The organism is Clostridium gelidum, from assembly GCF_019977655.1.
Taxonomy (GTDB): domain Bacteria; phylum Bacillota; class Clostridia; order Clostridiales; family Clostridiaceae; genus Clostridium; species Clostridium gelidum.
This window is the reverse complement of record NZ_AP024849.1, coordinates 740,663-756,010: the sequence shown is the minus strand read 5'-3', so window position 1 is coordinate 756,010 and position 15,348 is coordinate 740,663. Positions and strand designations below refer to the sequence as shown.

Here is a 15,348-nt window from a genome sequence, read left to right as displayed (position 1 = left end):
CTGCTCCTTTTTATTTTAAAATGTAATTTTAAAGATTTCATAAAGTTTTCAAAAAAAAATCTCCCTACAGTCGAGTATAAATGTTATCTAAAGCCAGTTCCGCAAGCTGTTTGCATATAAAAATGAAATCTGCTATGCTGAGTTGCATTAATATACCTATTTAAATTCCATAGTGAGTGTTTTAAAAAAATGTTGTTAAGATTAGTAATATCAGATAGCAAATATTTTAGATAATTCACATTATGTATAAGCCTTTTTAAATATTTATGACAAATATATTTTTAGTTCCTCACAACCAATCTGCTTTTAACTCATCATGTGCAAAGATGATTTTAGTTTTTCATGTGCAAATCTGCTCTTAGCTGATTCTATGCAAAAATAATTTTAATCCATCATGTACTAGTCTGCCCTTAACTCATTGCATGCAAAAATAATTTTAATCCATTATGTACAAGTCTGCTCTTAACTCATTGCATGCAAAAAATAATTTTAATCCATCATGTACTAGTCTGCTCTTAACTCATTTCATGCAAAAATAATTTTAATCCATTATGTACAAGTCTGTTCCTAGCTCGCCATATGCAAGGATTTTTACTACTTCATGTACAAGGCTGATTTTAGATTTTTATATACAAGCATATTATTTAATATTCTATGCTCCTATTTCTTTTATTCTTATGAATCTGCTTCCCAAAGACAAATAAGATATTATATCAATATAATTAAAAACTTTATCTAAATAAAATAGAATATAAAATGAAAGATATTCCTCCAAATACTTAGTCGCAATTCCTTTAAAAGGAGCAAACCATTCCATTATGTTTGCCATAATATATCCTATCCTATCATCCGCTTTCACTTCTTTAATCATTTTTTTATTATGCGCTTTTGCTTTCACGCAAATATATCTATCATTGTATGCAACAATATATGACCCTTTTTGAATTTTAGAATATATTTTTTCATCAAAGGTATTCCAATTCCAGCAATCTCTAAATGCTGGCATGACAAGCATTTAGTCTTCATCCCCTTTTGCTGCTACAATCCAAATATTACTTCTTCTAGTTGTTAGTATATTTCTGCATCCTTTAAAATTCTCTATTACTATAGTTTTATTAATATGTACATTTCCTTCTAATTCTTTGGGTACACTATCTAATTTTAATCCATGCAAAATTTTATGCCTCCAATAAAATGCTGTTGTTATACTTATCTTTAATTTTTTTGCACAAAACCTTAAGGATTTCTTTTGTATCATTAGTTCAACAAATTCTATCCATATATTTATATCCTTCTTTGAATAACTCCATAGTGAATTTGTAGTATTTGAAAAAGTTTTCCTGCAATCTTTACATTTATATCTTTGTATTCCCTTATATGATCCATGCTTAATATATTTTTTTCCCCCACAAGATGGACAACACTCAATATTTCTATTTTTATAAATGTAGCTTTTCAACAAACTATTTATATTCTCTTTTAATTTCTTTGAATTTACATTTTTTTGTATCAAAAAGGTCACTTCTTCCTCTAATTCTTAATTTTCATTAATTTACAGATAACAATTAACATTTTTGATACAAATCTACTTTGTATTTTAATATATATTTTAATCTGTATATGAATTTATCTTGTTAATTGCAATATGAATATAAAATATGTACATACTTTCTTTTTAATCAGATACTTATATTACATGTATATACATGCTTCCTTTTTAATCCTTGACATATCATGCAATTTCTAAACATATTAACAACATTTATTTTAAATACCCACTATGGAAATAAATATTAATATAGGTAGGCTACTTACTGATTATCGGTACTAGTGTTTTGCAACTTTTATCAATATAATTTTCTATAAACAAAGAAGAAAATCTGTTTCTCAGACTATGTTATTCTTCTTATTTTCTTAGTAATAATTTTTATTAACAATTTATTCTTATTTGAAATTGATTCACTACCATGTATTATTGTACTTTCAAAAGTTATACCCTCAAGGGGCACAATGTCCACAGATTTTCCCAAGCTATAATTTCCTCGTATAAAATAAAAAAAGCTTGTATCTTTTTTTAAAGACACAAACTTTTTTAAATTACTTTTCCCACTTATATCCTACTCCCCACACAGTAGAAATATATTCTCTATTTTTATCATATTTTTTCAATTTATACCGTATTTTCTTTACATGTTCAGCAACTGCTGCTGAGTCTCCTTCTGCATCATAGCCCCATATTTTTTCATATATCTGCTCTTTTGAAAATACTTGTCCACAATTTATTGCTAGAAATTCCATTATATCAAATTCCTTTTTAGTTAATGGTATACTTTCTCCTTTACAATAACTTGTCCTTCCCCTTAAATCTATATTTAAATCTCCAAAATATAAATTAACTTTATTTTCATTATTATAACTTCTTTTTTCTCTTCTTAAATGTGCACCTATCCTCGCTTTTAATTGTCTTAAACTAAAAGGCTTAGAAATATAATCATCTCCACCTGCTCCGAGTCCACTAATTATATCCACATCTTCTCCTTTTGCAGTCAAGAAAATGATAGGACAATCCACTTGATCTCTTATTTCTCTACATACTTCATATCCATTTTTATTTGGAATCATAACATCCAATAATATTAAATCCGGATGAAACTTTACCTTTTCAATAGCTTCTTCTCCATTATAAGCAGTAAAAACTTCATAATCGTCCTCTTCTAATGAATCCTTTAAAAATGAAATTATATCTTCTTCGTCGTCTACAATTAATATCTTTTGATTCAATATTTATCACCCTTATCCATATATACTATATTTTACTGAAAATTCTAAAATTCATGGCGATACTGTATTAATTCTTTCGACTAACTCAGCATCTAGATCTAATTGTTTATGATTATACCATACCTCTGTTCCATCTAGAATGTAACCTCTATTAATAAATTCCTTGATGATGCAAAATATGCATTCCATCTTTTACTTGTCATTTTATTTCATGCGCATTATTTCCCTGTTTTTTTAATTCTATAGTTTGCAAATGACACTTCATTTAATTTTTCAATAGTTTTTATTCTAAGCGTTTTAATATTTTCAAATGTTTTGAATAATGCGATATTTATTAAAATAATTTTATTTTTTATAACAAAAGACCTATACTAAATTTAGCATAGAGGTTCCTCAAACAATCAGAATTATTAAAATATTTTTCATTGTTCAATAACTCATTTCTTTTTAATATTTATGCACTATTAGAAATTTAAATAAAGAAAAAAGCTAGTTAGAATGCTAGCAAACTAGTGAATATTAATATATAATCAAATAAGACAAATAAAAAAACAGCCAAAGATGTACATAAGCTCACAAACTTAAGATTAAAGATTAAAGAGGAATTATTATGTTTAAAAAGTGGGATATAATTATAATAGTTGTGTTAATATGTTTATCCTTTATTCCTGAACTTATTTTCGGAGTAATGATGGGTAAAAATTATAATGGAACTTATGCTGAAGTAACTTTAGATGGTAAACCTTATAAGAAAATACTCTTATCTGAGCATAGAGGTGAAGAGCAGATAGATGTTAAAACAAAGTATGGATATAATATAATTGAAATTAAGGATGATTCTATTGGAATAATAGATTCGGATTGCAGAGATAAAATTTGTGTAAAATCTGGCTTTATATCAAAACCAGGTCAAATTTCAGTTTGTCTTCCACATAAATTAATGATTGAAATTAAGAGCAATGATACTGAAAAAAATATTGATGTTATTCCACTACACTGAGGTGAATAAAATGAGCAAAACATTTAGAATAGTTTTTATAGGCCTTTTAGTCGCACAAGCTTTGGCTCTTTATACCATTGAAAGTATGATTCCAGTCCCATTTATTGCACCTGGTGCAAAGCTTGGACTAGCAAATTTAATTACTGTTATAGCATTATACACGCTAAATAGTAAAAAAGACGTCTTTTTAGTAATAATACTAAGACTTTTGCTATCAACTATGTTTGGTGGAAACCTATCCACCTTCATGTATGGTGTTGCTGGTGCAATCCTTAGTTATTTGGCAATGATATTAGTAAAAACCCTTGGAAAAGATAAAGTCAGTATAATAGGTGTCAGTGCTTCTGGAGCTTTATTTCATAATGTAGGTCAATTATTCGTTGCTTCGGCTATGGTTCAAAATATAGCAATCATGCTTTACTTACCGATTTTATCAATAGCAGGTGTTGGTACTGGAATCTTTATTGGTATAGGTGCTAACTTTATAGTTAACCATATGTCTAAACTACCTTACTTTAGGAATTTTAATATAAGTGAATAGCATCCTCATAACACATTTTCAATATATTTATTTGATTGTATCTTAATAAATTATCTTAAAGTATGTTATTGGGATGTTAATTTTAATGAATGCTCTAATAAGACTATTGACAATAATAAAAACTTATAATATCATATATTATACTAAATAGGTATACTTTAAGGAGTAATATATATGAATATCAATCAAGAATCTGATTATGCACTTAGACTAGTACTTATATTATCTAAAGAAGGCTTAGATAACAAATTGGATGCCAAATTTTTATCAGAAGAAACAAATATTCCTCTTAGGTTTTTATTAAAGTTAACTAGGAAACTTATCCAAGCAGGTATTGTTAAATCATTTAGAGGAATTAATGGTGGTTATGCTATTGCAAAGGAACCTAAAAATATAACTTTAAAAGATGTGGTTGAAGCTATACAAGGTCCTATTATACTAACTAGATGTATTTATGATAAGCAAGCCTGCAGCGCTAATAAAATCGGACATTGCGCTATACATAATGCTTTGGGTAATATTCAAAATACTCTAGTTGATGAATTAGAAAAAGTAAATTTTGAGAACCTTAAAAATCAACCTTGGTAATTATACTTATGTGGATATCCGCCGAAATTGAATACATATTTATAACCACAAGGGTCACAATGTTCCAGCGGACTTAAGAAAATTTTACTGCTTTATATTCACTTAAGTAATGGTAAATGTTAAATATAATACCAAGCATAAGTAAAACCTTAAAGTTGGTATCTATATATACACATAAATTGGGGACTAGCTCACAAATTTTATCCATGAGCTAGTCCCTAATTTATGTGTATTATAAAATCACTTCATTGATTCAATAATGCTTTCAGCAATGGCATCCATTAAATCACCATCTTCTTCCTTCATACTAGAATTCACTGATATCTCATTATCTAAAATAGTCATATCTTTCATTTCATCTAAAAGTCCGCGCATCAATTTGCCAGATTGAGGGGCCCATGAACCATTTTCAATAAGAGCAAAAGTACGTTTTTGAAGATTTAATGCTTTCATATCCATTATATAATCAAGCATTGGTGGATAAATCTTTAAATTGTAAGTTACAGATGCAAGAACCACATGACTATATTTGAAAGTCTCAGAAATTAAATAGGATACATGAGTCTTAGAAACATCATACATAACTACATTTGTCATTCCCTTTTCTACTAACCTTGTTGCTAAATCACTAGCAGCAGCCTCTGTATTTCCATACATTGTTCCATAAACTATCATTACGCCCTTTTCTTCTGGTTCATAACGACTCCACTTATCATATTTGTCTAAAAGATATCCAAAATCATTACGCCATACTGGTCCATGTAGTGGACAGATAAACTTAATTTGAAGACCTCCAGCTTTCTTTAAAAGAGCTTGAACATGAGGACCATACTTACCTACAATGTTTGTATAATATCTTCTAGCATCATCAATCCAATCTCTATCAAAGTTTACTTCATCATTAAATAGCTTGCCATCCAAAGCTCCAAATGAACCAAAGGCATCAGCAGCAAATAGTACACCATTAGTAGTATCAAATGTCACCATAGCCTCTGGCCAATGTACCATTGGTGCAGCCACAAAAGCAACATTATGTTTTCCAAAGGACATAGTGTCCCCTTCTTTAACCTGAATTATATTTTTTTCAATGTCAAAACCAAACTGATGCATAAACATGAATGCTTTTTCAGTACATATAACTTTTACCTTTGGATAACGAAGAATAATCTCTTCAATACACGCTGCATGATCTGGCTCCATATGGTTAATTACCATATAATCTAAAGTCCTATTTCCTAGAACTCCTTTAATATTTTCAAGGAATTGACGGCAAATTGACCAATCCACAGTATCAAAAAGCACTGTCTTTTCATCTAAAAGTAAATAAGAATTATATGAAACACCTCGTTCAATAGGGTGAACATTTTCAAAAAGAGCAAGGCGATGGTCATTTCCACCAACCCAATAAAGATCCTCAGTTATTTTTCTAACACAATACATAGAATTTACTCCTCCTTCACACTTAAAATATATCATTATGTTTGTTTAGGCATAATCAAAAAGTAACAAATCAGCATACTGGTATATTTCTTGTTATTTTCTTTAATATACCTTATTTAAAAAATCAGACTTCTATAAACATATCTTTTTCTTCACTACATTCAGGGCAAGTCCACTCTTCTGGTATATTTTCAAATAGTGTACCTGGAGCTACTTCGCCTTCAGTATCACCTACACCAGGGTCGTATTCATAACCACATCCGTTACAAACATAATGTTTCCAAGACGGAACAACTTTCTTAGGAATAGCTCTCTTTATTTTTTTCATTGGTGGAGCTTCCTTCTTTGGTTCTCCATTATCTAAAGCAGCAGTAAGTAGCGGTAATATTTCCTTTAAGTCTCCAACTATTCCATAGTCTGCATTCTTAAAAATTTTCGCATTAGGATTAATATTTATAGCTACAATTGTAGAAGCATCTTTTATACCCTTCAAATGCTGACCTGCCCCTGAAATACCACATGCAATATAAAGGTTTCCAACAAACTTTTGACCAGACATACCCACATAACGATTTAATGGTACATATTTAAGGGTTTCAGCTACTGGACGAGAAGAACCTACAGTTGCGCCAGCCTGAGCTGCTAGGTCTTCTATAAGTTGCATATTTTCTTTTTCTCCTATACCTAGACCTGCACTAACTACCCTTTCAGCCTTACTGATAGGTGTATTAACAGGAATTGCAACTGTGAAATCATAGCCATCTGTCTTAAGTGCTTCCACAAGAGCATTAACTTTTTCCTCAGAAGTTCCTTCCTTAAAAATCATGTTCTTACGATATCCTGTAGCAGGTTCCTTCTTAGCTGCTTTACCTGTTTCCTCATTTTTCGGCATCTTGCCAATTATGTGAGCAGCAATAACAACACGTTGAATCTCATTAGTTCCTTCATATATTGTACAAATCTTAGCATCTCTATAAGCACGCTCAACTTCCATTCCTTTCAAATATCCGCTTCCACCAAATATTTGAAGAGCATCATTAACGATTTCAAGGCATACGTCAGAAGCATATTGTTTTGCCATAGCAGCTTCCATGCTGTAAGACTCATGATTTTCCTTAAGTTCTGCCGCACTATAAATAAGCAATCTAGCAGCTCTAAGTTTTGTTGCCATATCAGCTAACTTAAAAGATATAATTTGCTGCTGACAAATAGGTTTTCCAAATTGAATTCTTTCTTTTGAATACTCAAGTGCATTTTCATAAGCACCTTGTGCTATACCAAGGGCTTGGGCTGCAATACCAATACGTCCACCATCTAAAGTTGACATAGCAATCTTGAAACCATCCCCATCTTTACCCAATAAATTTTCTTTAGGGACTTTTACATTATTAAAAATCAATTCTGCAGTTGCAGAAGAACGAATTCCCATCTTATCATAATGTTTGCCAAAGCTAAAGCCTTCAGAACCTTTCTCAACAATAAATGCACTTATACCACGAACACCTATATTCGGTGTAGTAACTGCAAATACAATGTAAATATCAGCTTCACCACCATTAGTTATAAATATTTTTTCTCCATTTAAGATATAATAATCGCCATCTAAAACAGCAGTAGTTTCTGTTCCTCCTGCATCACTACCAGCGTTTTCCTCAGTGAGGCCAAATGCTCCAAGCTTATCTCCCTTTGCAAGTGGAATTAAGTATTTTTGTTTCTGCTCTTCAGTTCCATAGGCAGCAATTGGATATGTCCCAAGTGATGTATGAGCAGAAAGGATTACTCCTGTACCTCCATCCACTCGTGATAATTCCTCAACGGCAATTGCATAGCTGATTATATCCATGCCTGCTCCACCATATTTTTTAGGAAATGGAATTCCCATAATCCCCATGTCAGCTAATTTCTTAATTGCTTCTTCTGGGAACTTGCTTTCTTGATCCAACATAAATGCTATAGGTTTAACTTCCTCATTAGCAAACTCTCTGATTTTTGTTCTCAAATTTTCATGTTGTTCCGTAGTCTTAAAAAACATAAATACACCTCCCTTTAATTATACGGTTTCATAAATGTCGTTCAGTGAAATATGTACGGCTAGAACATTAAACTTTCACAAGTAAAATTCTTAAAGTTCAAGTAACTCTTCTACTTTTTTAACTTTTTAAGCCATCTAGTCAACATGTTTTTTCACATTACAGTATTTTGAAATGTTTTTATTAAATGTATACCTCCACCGTATAGTTTTATTGTATACCTTTACGGTATACTTTTCAACTTTACCTTCAACTTTTTTTAGCTATATCAGCCCGTGAGAACCTGTTGCATGTTAAATTATATGCTCATACTCCATTTATATTTAATTATCTTCCAAATACTCCATACATTAACTTATATTATAAAACTACAATATAATAAAACCGTCTATATTATTAGCAAACATTCAAAAATCAAATTTTAAGATTCATAAATTATAATGAGGTGTTTCAAAATGATTGAAGAATCATTTTGAAACACCTCATTATTCTAATCTACTTAAATTATTATAAAGTTATACATCTTTATTTTACAAATTTAAACTCTTTATTCAAATCTATAATCCTATCTTTAAACCCATCTGATGTATAAACCTTATGATCTGATGTTGTAATTTCACAAGATATTCCCTTTAAGCTATCTATTAACTTTAAACCCTTATCTGGTCCTAATGTAAAAACTGTTGTTGTTAGAAGATCAGATAACATGCCATTATCAGTAGTGTTACCATCTATTACTATAGTATCACTCATAACTCCATTATCTACTGGATATCCAGTTTTGGGATCTAAAATATGATGATATCTTTTGTTATCCTTGATAAAATATCTCTCATAATCACCAGATGTAGATAAAGACTCATTAGATAATTTAATTATTCCCATGTATTCATTAGGGTCTTCACTTCTAGGATGTTTAATTCCAACAGACCATTCTTTATTATCTTTATTTTTGCCCAGTGCGTAAATAGAACTTGAACCTAAATTAATAAGTCCATTTTCAATATTGTACTTTTTATAAATTTTTAATACTTCATCAGCAGCAAAGCCTTTAGCAATACCACCTAAATCTAGAGCCATTCCCTCTTTTTGAAGCATGATGCTACTATCATTTTCATTAATACTAATTTTATCATACCCCACCAATGGTAATTTAGCTTTAATTTCTTCATCGGAAGGTAATCTTTCATTATCAGTACCAATACCCCATAAATCTATTATTGGTCCTAAAGTAATATCCCATGCTCCATCACTTAATTTTGAATATTTAATTGAAGTTTCTATCATCTTAAAAATTTCAGGGTGAACTTTTACATAACTCTTCCCTGAAGCATTATTAATTTTATAGATATCACTAGTTTCTATGTTAGTGCTTGCCATTTCATTAATTTCATCTAACTTTTTAAAACTCTCTTCAACTGCTTCTTTTGAATTTGCACCAGAAGCACTTAATGTCACTGCTGTATCCATTACAATATTGCTTTTTTCGTAATATTGGTTCTTCTGACTAGCACATGAAGTACAAATTAAAGCCATTGAGATACAAGCTATTGATGCACATATAATCTTCTTCATATGTTCACTCCAATCTAATATAAATTGTAAAATGGTCAAAAAATAAATCCAAAAGATTCTCACCCGGTAATATAGTAACAACGTTACTTTATGCACAATCAAATAAATAACAAGTTCATGTGCCTTAATTACTTAGGGCGAGTAGCCCTTAGATTTATTTTTTACTTATACCTAACTAGTTACCTTTAAAGTTTCTACCTTTTCATGTTCTTTTGATTCAATAGCTATTTTTATAGCTTTAGTTGGACACTTCGCTACACATGTTGCTTCACTACATTTTTCAGCACATATAGCATTGTTTACTACTGCAAGATTGTCCTTAATATCAATTGCACCATAACTACAATTTTTTGCACAAATACCACAACCTATACAAGCAGCACTGCAAAGCTTTCTTGCAACAGCTCCTTTATCCTTAGAATTACAGCCTACTTTTACAGTTGCATTTGATGGTATGATTTGTATAACATGTTTAGGACATGCTGTTTCACATGCTCCGCATCCAGTACATTTTTTCATATCAACAATTGGTAATCCCTCGTCGCCCATAGTCATAGCACCAAAATTACAAACATTTACACAATTTCCAAATCCAACACACCCATTTTTACATCCTTTAGGTCCACCTTGAATTAAACTTGCAGCAGCACAATCATGTACTCCCTCATAGTTATAACTTAAAGTTGCTTTACTAATTGATCCGTTGCATCTAACATGAGCTACTCTTGGTTCTACCTGCTCTGCAACTTTTCCTGTAATCTCTGCTACCAATTTTGCAACAGCATCTTTACCTGGTACACATAAATTTGGAGGAACATCTGGATTTAAAACTACAGATTCAGCATAATTAGCACAACCTGCAAAACCACAGGCACCGCACTGTCCTTTAGGAAGAATTTCGTCAACCTCATGAATAAGCGGATTTACTTCCATTGAAAACTTTTTATTTGCGATAGCAAGAATAATCCCAAAAACTATCCCAACTACCCCCATTACCACAATAACCATTATAGCAGTATTCATAAATTTTATTCATCTCCTTAATAAGCTTAGTCATTTCTTCAATGTACAATCTAAATGCACAATTGACAATTGTGGATGATATTCCTTCCGAATATCTTTAAGTTTTTATGGTGTTTCACGCTTTCTTTATCTGCGAATATTTTCAAAAACGTTTTAATTTTATTCCTTAATTGTCAATTGTCCTTTGTTAATTGTTAATTGATCATATCATTCCTGAAAATCCAAAGAATGCTAATGATAACATACCAGCTAAAATAAATGCTATTCCTGTTCCTTCTAGTGCCTTTGGCACATCTGCATTTACTAATTTTTCTCTTAGACTTGCCATAAGCATAAGTGCAAGTGCAAATCCCATACCCGATCCAATTGCAAAAACTACACTCATACCAAATGTATAATTAGATTCTACACTTAAAAGTGGAACAGATAATACTATACAATTTGTTGCTATTAAAACAAGGTAAATACCCCACATACTATATAAAGCAGGAGCTTGTTTTTTTATTATTAACTCCAACAATTGTACAAAACTTGCTATAAGTACTACAAAAACAATTGTTGTTAAAAATGTCAAACCATATGGTAGAAGTACAAAATGATATACTACCCATGCTAGCATTGAACTAAGCGTTATAACAGAGGTAACTGCCATACCCATTCCTACAGATGCATTTAGACTTTTAGAAACTCCAAAGAATATACATAAGCCTAAAAATTTTGTTAAAACAAAGTTATTTACAACTACTGAACCTATAAACAGCGTTAAATATTCTTTCATTATGATTCACTCCCTTTTAATCTCTTGTCGTCTTTACGCTTCATATAAATTTTAATGGCTCCCATCATATAGCCAATTAATATAAATGCACCAGGTGGCAAAATCATAATTAAAGCTGGATTATACCCAGATCCAAATACTGAAATTCCTAAAATTGTTCCATTACCAATAATTTCTCTTATTGCAGATATTGCAAGCATAGCTATTGTAAATCCACAACCCATGCCAAGCCCATCGAGCATAGATGGAATAACCTTATTCTTTGAAGCAAATACTTCAGCTCTTGCTAGTATTATTGCAAATACTACTACTAATGATAAATATACTCCAAGTTCTTTATATAAAGCTGGGGCAATAGCTTGCAATACAAGCTGTACAACTGTTACTATAGTTGCAATTGATGTTATATAAACAGGCACTCTAACCTTTTGATTTACCCACTTACGTGTTATTGAGACTACTGCATTATTAGCTGTAATAACAAATAATACTGTTAATCCCATAGCTAGTCCATTTATAACTGAAGTTGTAACAGCTAGTGCTGGACAAAGACTTAAAGCCAATATAAATATTGGATTTTCATCAACTAAACCTTTAGAGAAAATTTTCCATAATTCTTTCATATTATTTACCTCCTGTAAACTGTACTACTTCTTCTACTGCATTTTTAACAGCAAGTGTTACAGCTTTAGATGAAATAGTTGCTCCTGTCATAGCTTGAATATTTTCTTTATTAGAAGCATCCTTTGTTACAGTCAAAGCTTCTGCTTGCTTACCTTTAAATTGACCTTTAAAAGGTTCTTCTGCCGCTTTCGATCCAAGACCAGGTGTCTCATTACTTGTAAGTATACTATAATCAAGTACTTTTCCATCTTTATCAACAGCTACAAGCATTTTAATTGCTCCACCGTATCCCTTACTTTCGCCAGGTATTACATAAGCAATTACTTTTCCATCTTTTTCAGCAGTAAACCATTCTTCTTTACCTGATACTTCTTTAAAAGTATCTGCATCTTTGACTAATGATTTCATCGATTGTTGTTTCATCATTTCATTTTTTTCTACTGCAATAGGTGCTGTAATAAAATATACTATTGCTATTATTACTCCTGAAATTAAGCAAGCTCCTATTAAGTTTATTGCTACCTTATAAATAGACTCTTCTTTCTTAACAACTACTTCTGACATTTTACTACCCCCTTGATCCAAAACTCTTTGGTTTTACGAAACGATCAATTAATGGTGTCACAGCATTCATTAACAAAAGTGAATAACAAACGCCTTCTGGATAACCACCTTTTAATCTAATTAATACAGTTATTGCACCAGCTCCAACTGCAAAAATTATTTGACCTTTTGTAGTAATTGGAATAGTTACCATATCTGTTGCCATGAAGAATGCTCCGAGTATTAAACCTCCAGCCATCATGTGAAAGAATGGATCACCAGTAAATAAACCTGCAGGTCCAAAAATCCAAGTAAGTATTCCTACTGTTCCAATCATACAAACAGGAACTTGCCAATTAATATAGCCTTTATATATAAGATATATTCCTCCAATAAGAAGTAATACTGTAGAAGTTTCACCTAAACTTCCGTTTCTTGTACCAAGGAACATATTCTTATACATTTCTGCATTGCTTCCAAAGGTATTAATTAAAGCTTCATAACCTTGTTGTTTTAATATATTTAATGGTGTTGCACTAGTAACTACATCTACTGAAGTTGTCATTTTTGTCCAAGTAGTCATCGCAACTGGCCAAGATACCATTAACGCTGCTCTTCCAATATGAGCAGGATTAAAAATATTAAAACCAAGTCCACCCATTGAGTGTTTAGCTATAACTATAGCTATAACTGAACCAATTGCTACCATATAAGGTGGTAACGTTGGTGGAAGAGACATTGATAACAAAAGACCCGTTATAAATGCACTTCCATCAAATGCTGTAATCTTTTTTTCACTAAACTTTTGTAGTAAATACTCACATACAACTGCTGAAATTATTCCTACTAACATATTTATTAATGCAGGAAAACCAAAATAAAATGCTGAAAAGACAGCTGCGGGTGCCAAAGCTATATTTACATTCCACATTATCTTTGAAATTGATTCATTACATCTAATATGTGGCGATGCTGAAACAGTAAATTTTTTATCCTGTACTTGAATTTCCTTTGGCTTAATGTTTTGTAATTTACTTTCTTGAATTACATTAGTTTCTGAACTCATTTTATCCCTTCCCTCCCTATTTCTTTGCCGATTGTGCAAGATTTTGTGCTTTCGAATATTTTATATATTGTACAATATTACGTTTTGCAGGACATGTATACACACAACTTCCACATTCTATACAATTAAATAAACCATATTCTTCTTTAGCTTCTTTAAATTTATTACGTTCACCTAATATACTTAACATACTTGGTACTAATCCCATAGGACATGCTTTGACACATCTACCGCATCTAATACAAGGAGACTCTTCTCCGGAATTTACCACATCTGAGCTTAAAGCCAATATACCAGATGTTCCTTTAATTACAGGTACATCTAATGTAAATTGAGCCATGCCCATCATAGGTCCTCCAGAAATTATTTTTTCAGGAGTTTTACTAAATCCTCCGCAATAATCCATTACATAGTCATAGCTAGTCCCTATTCTCAATAATAAATTTTTAGGTTCCTTAATTGAATCTCCAGAAACAGTGGTAACCCTTTCTATTAACGGAATCCCACTAACTACAGCATCACAAATTGCAACTGCAGTACCAACATTTTGTACTACAACACCAACATCCATAGGTAATCCACCAGCTGGAACTTCACGATCTGTCAGTACTTTTATTAACATTTTTTCTGCACCTTGAGGATACTTTGTAGGTAGTGCTACAACTTCAATATTGGTTCCTTTAAAGGCATCTTTCATAACCTTTACAGCCTCTGGCTTATTATCCTCTATTCCTATAAAACATTTACTAACTCCAAGAACTTTCATAGCAATTTTAACACCTGTAACTATACGATTAGCATATTCAAGCATCATCCTATAATCTGCTGTTAGATAAGGTTCACATTCAGCTGCATTAATAATTAAAACATCTACTTCCTTGTTTGGAGAAAGTTTGATATGTGTTGGGAACGTAGCTCCTCCCATTCCAACTGCTCCTGCTCCTTTGATAATATCAAGAATTTCTTTTGTCTCTAGTTTATCCCATTCACGATGTAACGGAATGCCTGGAGCCCATTCATCTAAACCATCATTTTTAATAACAATTGATAAACAACTAACTCTAGACGCATGTGGCATTTCTGCAATCTTAATAACTTCTCCAGAAATTGATGCATGCACTGGACTATGCATAAAAGCATCACTTTCAGCTATAACTTGTCCCTTCTTAACTATGTCGCCAACCTTAACTAATGGTGTACAAGGAGCTCCTATATGCTGACTCATAGGAATAACTACCTCCGAAGGTAAAGGTGGCATTTCAATAACTTTGTCCATAGTGTATACTTTACTATCTTTAGGATGAATTCCTCCTAGAAAACGCTTTAACATTAACAATCACCTCTTCATTATGTTTTTAA

Annotated in this window: 16 protein-coding genes; 3 read left to right on the top strand and 13 right to left on the bottom strand. The window is 31.4% G+C overall.

Going from position 1 to position 15,348, the window contains the following annotated elements; translation table 11 throughout:
- Positions 1–652 precede the first annotated feature (652 nt).
- The 4 genes from psyc5s11_RS03610 to psyc5s11_RS03595 form a co-directional block, all read right to left on the bottom strand.
- The gene (locus psyc5s11_RS03610; protein ID WP_224036277.1) at positions 653–1,015 is read right to left on the bottom strand and encodes a hypothetical protein; all 363 of its coding nucleotides are present in this window, start codon (positions 1,013–1,015) and stop codon (positions 653–655) included.
- A complete protein-coding gene (locus psyc5s11_RS03605) occupies positions 1,016–1,513 on the bottom strand; it encodes an IS1/IS1595 family N-terminal zinc-binding domain-containing protein (protein ID WP_224036276.1) in 498 nt (165 codons plus the stop codon).
- Between the two features lie 584 nt (positions 1,514–2,097).
- Positions 2,098–2,781: a response regulator transcription factor gene (locus tag psyc5s11_RS03600; protein ID WP_224036275.1), complete on the bottom strand. Its 684-nt coding sequence runs from the start codon at positions 2,779–2,781 to the stop codon at positions 2,098–2,100.
- 51 nt (positions 2,782–2,832) lie between these two features.
- Positions 2,833–2,970, bottom strand: a complete 138-nt coding sequence (locus psyc5s11_RS03595) for a hypothetical protein (protein ID WP_224036274.1) — start codon at positions 2,968–2,970, stop codon at positions 2,833–2,835.
- A 421-nt stretch (positions 2,971–3,391) separates the two neighbouring features.
- Between psyc5s11_RS03595 and psyc5s11_RS03590 the strand changes: the two genes are divergently transcribed.
- The 3 genes from psyc5s11_RS03590 (at position 3,392) to psyc5s11_RS03580 (ending at position 4,910) form a co-directional block, all read left to right on the top strand.
- The gene (locus tag psyc5s11_RS03590; protein WP_224036273.1) at positions 3,392–3,781 is read left to right on the top strand and encodes a NusG domain II-containing protein; all 390 of its coding nucleotides are present in this window, start codon (positions 3,392–3,394) and stop codon (positions 3,779–3,781) included.
- A 10-nt stretch (positions 3,782–3,791) separates the two neighbouring features.
- A complete protein-coding gene (locus psyc5s11_RS03585; protein WP_224036272.1) occupies positions 3,792–4,322 on the top strand; it encodes a Gx transporter family protein in 531 nt (176 codons plus the stop codon).
- Between the two features lie 174 nt (positions 4,323–4,496).
- The gene (locus psyc5s11_RS03580; RefSeq protein ID WP_224036271.1) at positions 4,497–4,910 is read left to right on the top strand and encodes an RrF2 family transcriptional regulator; all 414 of its coding nucleotides are present in this window, start codon (positions 4,497–4,499) and stop codon (positions 4,908–4,910) included.
- A 240-nt stretch (positions 4,911–5,150) separates the two neighbouring features.
- Here psyc5s11_RS03580 and psyc5s11_RS03575 read toward each other — a convergent pair whose 3' ends face one another.
- From psyc5s11_RS03575 to rsxC, 9 genes are all read right to left on the bottom strand, one after another.
- A complete protein-coding gene (locus psyc5s11_RS03575) occupies positions 5,151–6,350 on the bottom strand; it encodes an FprA family A-type flavoprotein (protein ID WP_224036270.1) in 1,200 nt (399 codons plus the stop codon).
- 124 nt (positions 6,351–6,474) lie between these two features.
- Complete coding sequence (locus psyc5s11_RS03570) at positions 6,475–8,382, bottom strand: acyl-CoA dehydrogenase family protein (protein WP_224036269.1); 1,908 nt, start codon at positions 8,380–8,382, stop codon at positions 6,475–6,477.
- 523 nt (positions 8,383–8,905) lie between these two features.
- Complete coding sequence (locus psyc5s11_RS03565; RefSeq protein ID WP_224036268.1) at positions 8,906–9,955, bottom strand: FAD:protein FMN transferase; 1,050 nt, start codon at positions 9,953–9,955, stop codon at positions 8,906–8,908.
- Positions 9,956–10,126: 171 nt separating this feature from the next.
- Positions 10,127–10,978, bottom strand: a complete 852-nt coding sequence (gene rnfB, locus psyc5s11_RS03560; RefSeq protein WP_224036267.1) for an RnfABCDGE type electron transport complex subunit B — start codon at positions 10,976–10,978, stop codon at positions 10,127–10,129.
- A 202-nt stretch (positions 10,979–11,180) separates the two neighbouring features.
- On the bottom strand, positions 11,181–11,756 hold the full coding sequence (locus psyc5s11_RS03555; protein ID WP_224036266.1) for an electron transport complex protein RnfA: 576 nt from the start codon (positions 11,754–11,756) through the stop codon (positions 11,181–11,183).
- Positions 11,756–12,379 (bottom strand): electron transport complex subunit RsxE, encoded by a 624-nt coding sequence (gene rsxE, locus psyc5s11_RS03550; RefSeq protein ID WP_224036265.1) that lies wholly within the window; start codon positions 12,377–12,379, stop codon positions 11,756–11,758. Before rsxE ends, psyc5s11_RS03555 begins: the two co-directional genes overlap by 1 nt.
- Before the next feature lies 1 nt (position 12,380).
- Positions 12,381–12,944 (bottom strand): RnfABCDGE type electron transport complex subunit G, encoded by a 564-nt coding sequence (locus psyc5s11_RS03545; RefSeq protein ID WP_224036264.1) that lies wholly within the window; start codon positions 12,942–12,944, stop codon positions 12,381–12,383.
- A gap of 4 nt (positions 12,945–12,948) precedes the next feature.
- A complete protein-coding gene (locus tag psyc5s11_RS03540; protein ID WP_224036263.1) occupies positions 12,949–13,989 on the bottom strand; it encodes an RnfABCDGE type electron transport complex subunit D in 1,041 nt (346 codons plus the stop codon).
- A gap of 16 nt (positions 13,990–14,005) precedes the next feature.
- Entirely contained in the window at positions 14,006–15,319 is a 1,314-nt protein-coding gene (gene rsxC, locus psyc5s11_RS03535; protein WP_224036262.1) for an electron transport complex subunit RsxC, read from the bottom strand.
- Positions 15,320–15,348 lie beyond the last annotated feature (29 nt).

Excerpts from the sequence above, each read along its gene's own strand:
- psyc5s11_RS03590 (WP_224036273.1), top strand. The coding sequence starts at position 3,392 with ATGTTTAAAAAGTGGGATATAATTATAATAGTTGTGTTAATATGTTTA.
- psyc5s11_RS03565 (WP_224036268.1), bottom strand. The coding sequence starts at position 9,955 with ATGAAGAAGATTATATGTGCATCAATAGCTTGTATCTCAATGGCTTTA.
- psyc5s11_RS03575 (WP_224036270.1), bottom strand. The coding sequence starts at position 6,350 with ATGTATTGTGTTAGAAAAATAACTGAGGATCTTTATTGGGTTGGTGGA.
- psyc5s11_RS03555 (WP_224036266.1), bottom strand. The coding sequence starts at position 11,756 with ATGAAAGAATATTTAACGCTGTTTATAGGTTCAGTAGTTGTAAATAAC.
- psyc5s11_RS03545 (WP_224036264.1), bottom strand. The coding sequence starts at position 12,944 with ATGTCAGAAGTAGTTGTTAAGAAAGAAGAGTCTATTTATAAGGTAGCA.
- rsxE (WP_224036265.1), bottom strand. The coding sequence starts at position 12,379 with ATGAAAGAATTATGGAAAATTTTCTCTAAAGGTTTAGTTGATGAAAAT.
- rsxC (WP_224036262.1), bottom strand. The coding sequence starts at position 15,319 with ATGTTAAAGCGTTTTCTAGGAGGAATTCATCCTAAAGATAGTAAAGTA.
- psyc5s11_RS03580 (WP_224036271.1), top strand. The coding sequence starts at position 4,497 with ATGAATATCAATCAAGAATCTGATTATGCACTTAGACTAGTACTTATA.
- psyc5s11_RS03585 (WP_224036272.1), top strand. The coding sequence starts at position 3,792 with ATGAGCAAAACATTTAGAATAGTTTTTATAGGCCTTTTAGTCGCACAA.
- psyc5s11_RS03610 (WP_224036277.1), bottom strand. The coding sequence starts at position 1,015 with ATGCTTGTCATGCCAGCATTTAGAGATTGCTGGAATTGGAATACCTTT.
- psyc5s11_RS03570 (WP_224036269.1), bottom strand. The coding sequence starts at position 8,382 with ATGTTTTTTAAGACTACGGAACAACATGAAAATTTGAGAACAAAAATC.
- rnfB (WP_224036267.1), bottom strand. The coding sequence starts at position 10,978 with ATGAATACTGCTATAATGGTTATTGTGGTAATGGGGGTAGTTGGGATA.
- psyc5s11_RS03540 (WP_224036263.1), bottom strand. The coding sequence starts at position 13,989 with ATGAGTTCAGAAACTAATGTAATTCAAGAAAGTAAATTACAAAACATT.
- psyc5s11_RS03595 (WP_224036274.1), bottom strand. The coding sequence starts at position 2,970 with ATGGAATGCATATTTTGCATCATCAAGGAATTTATTAATAGAGGTTAC.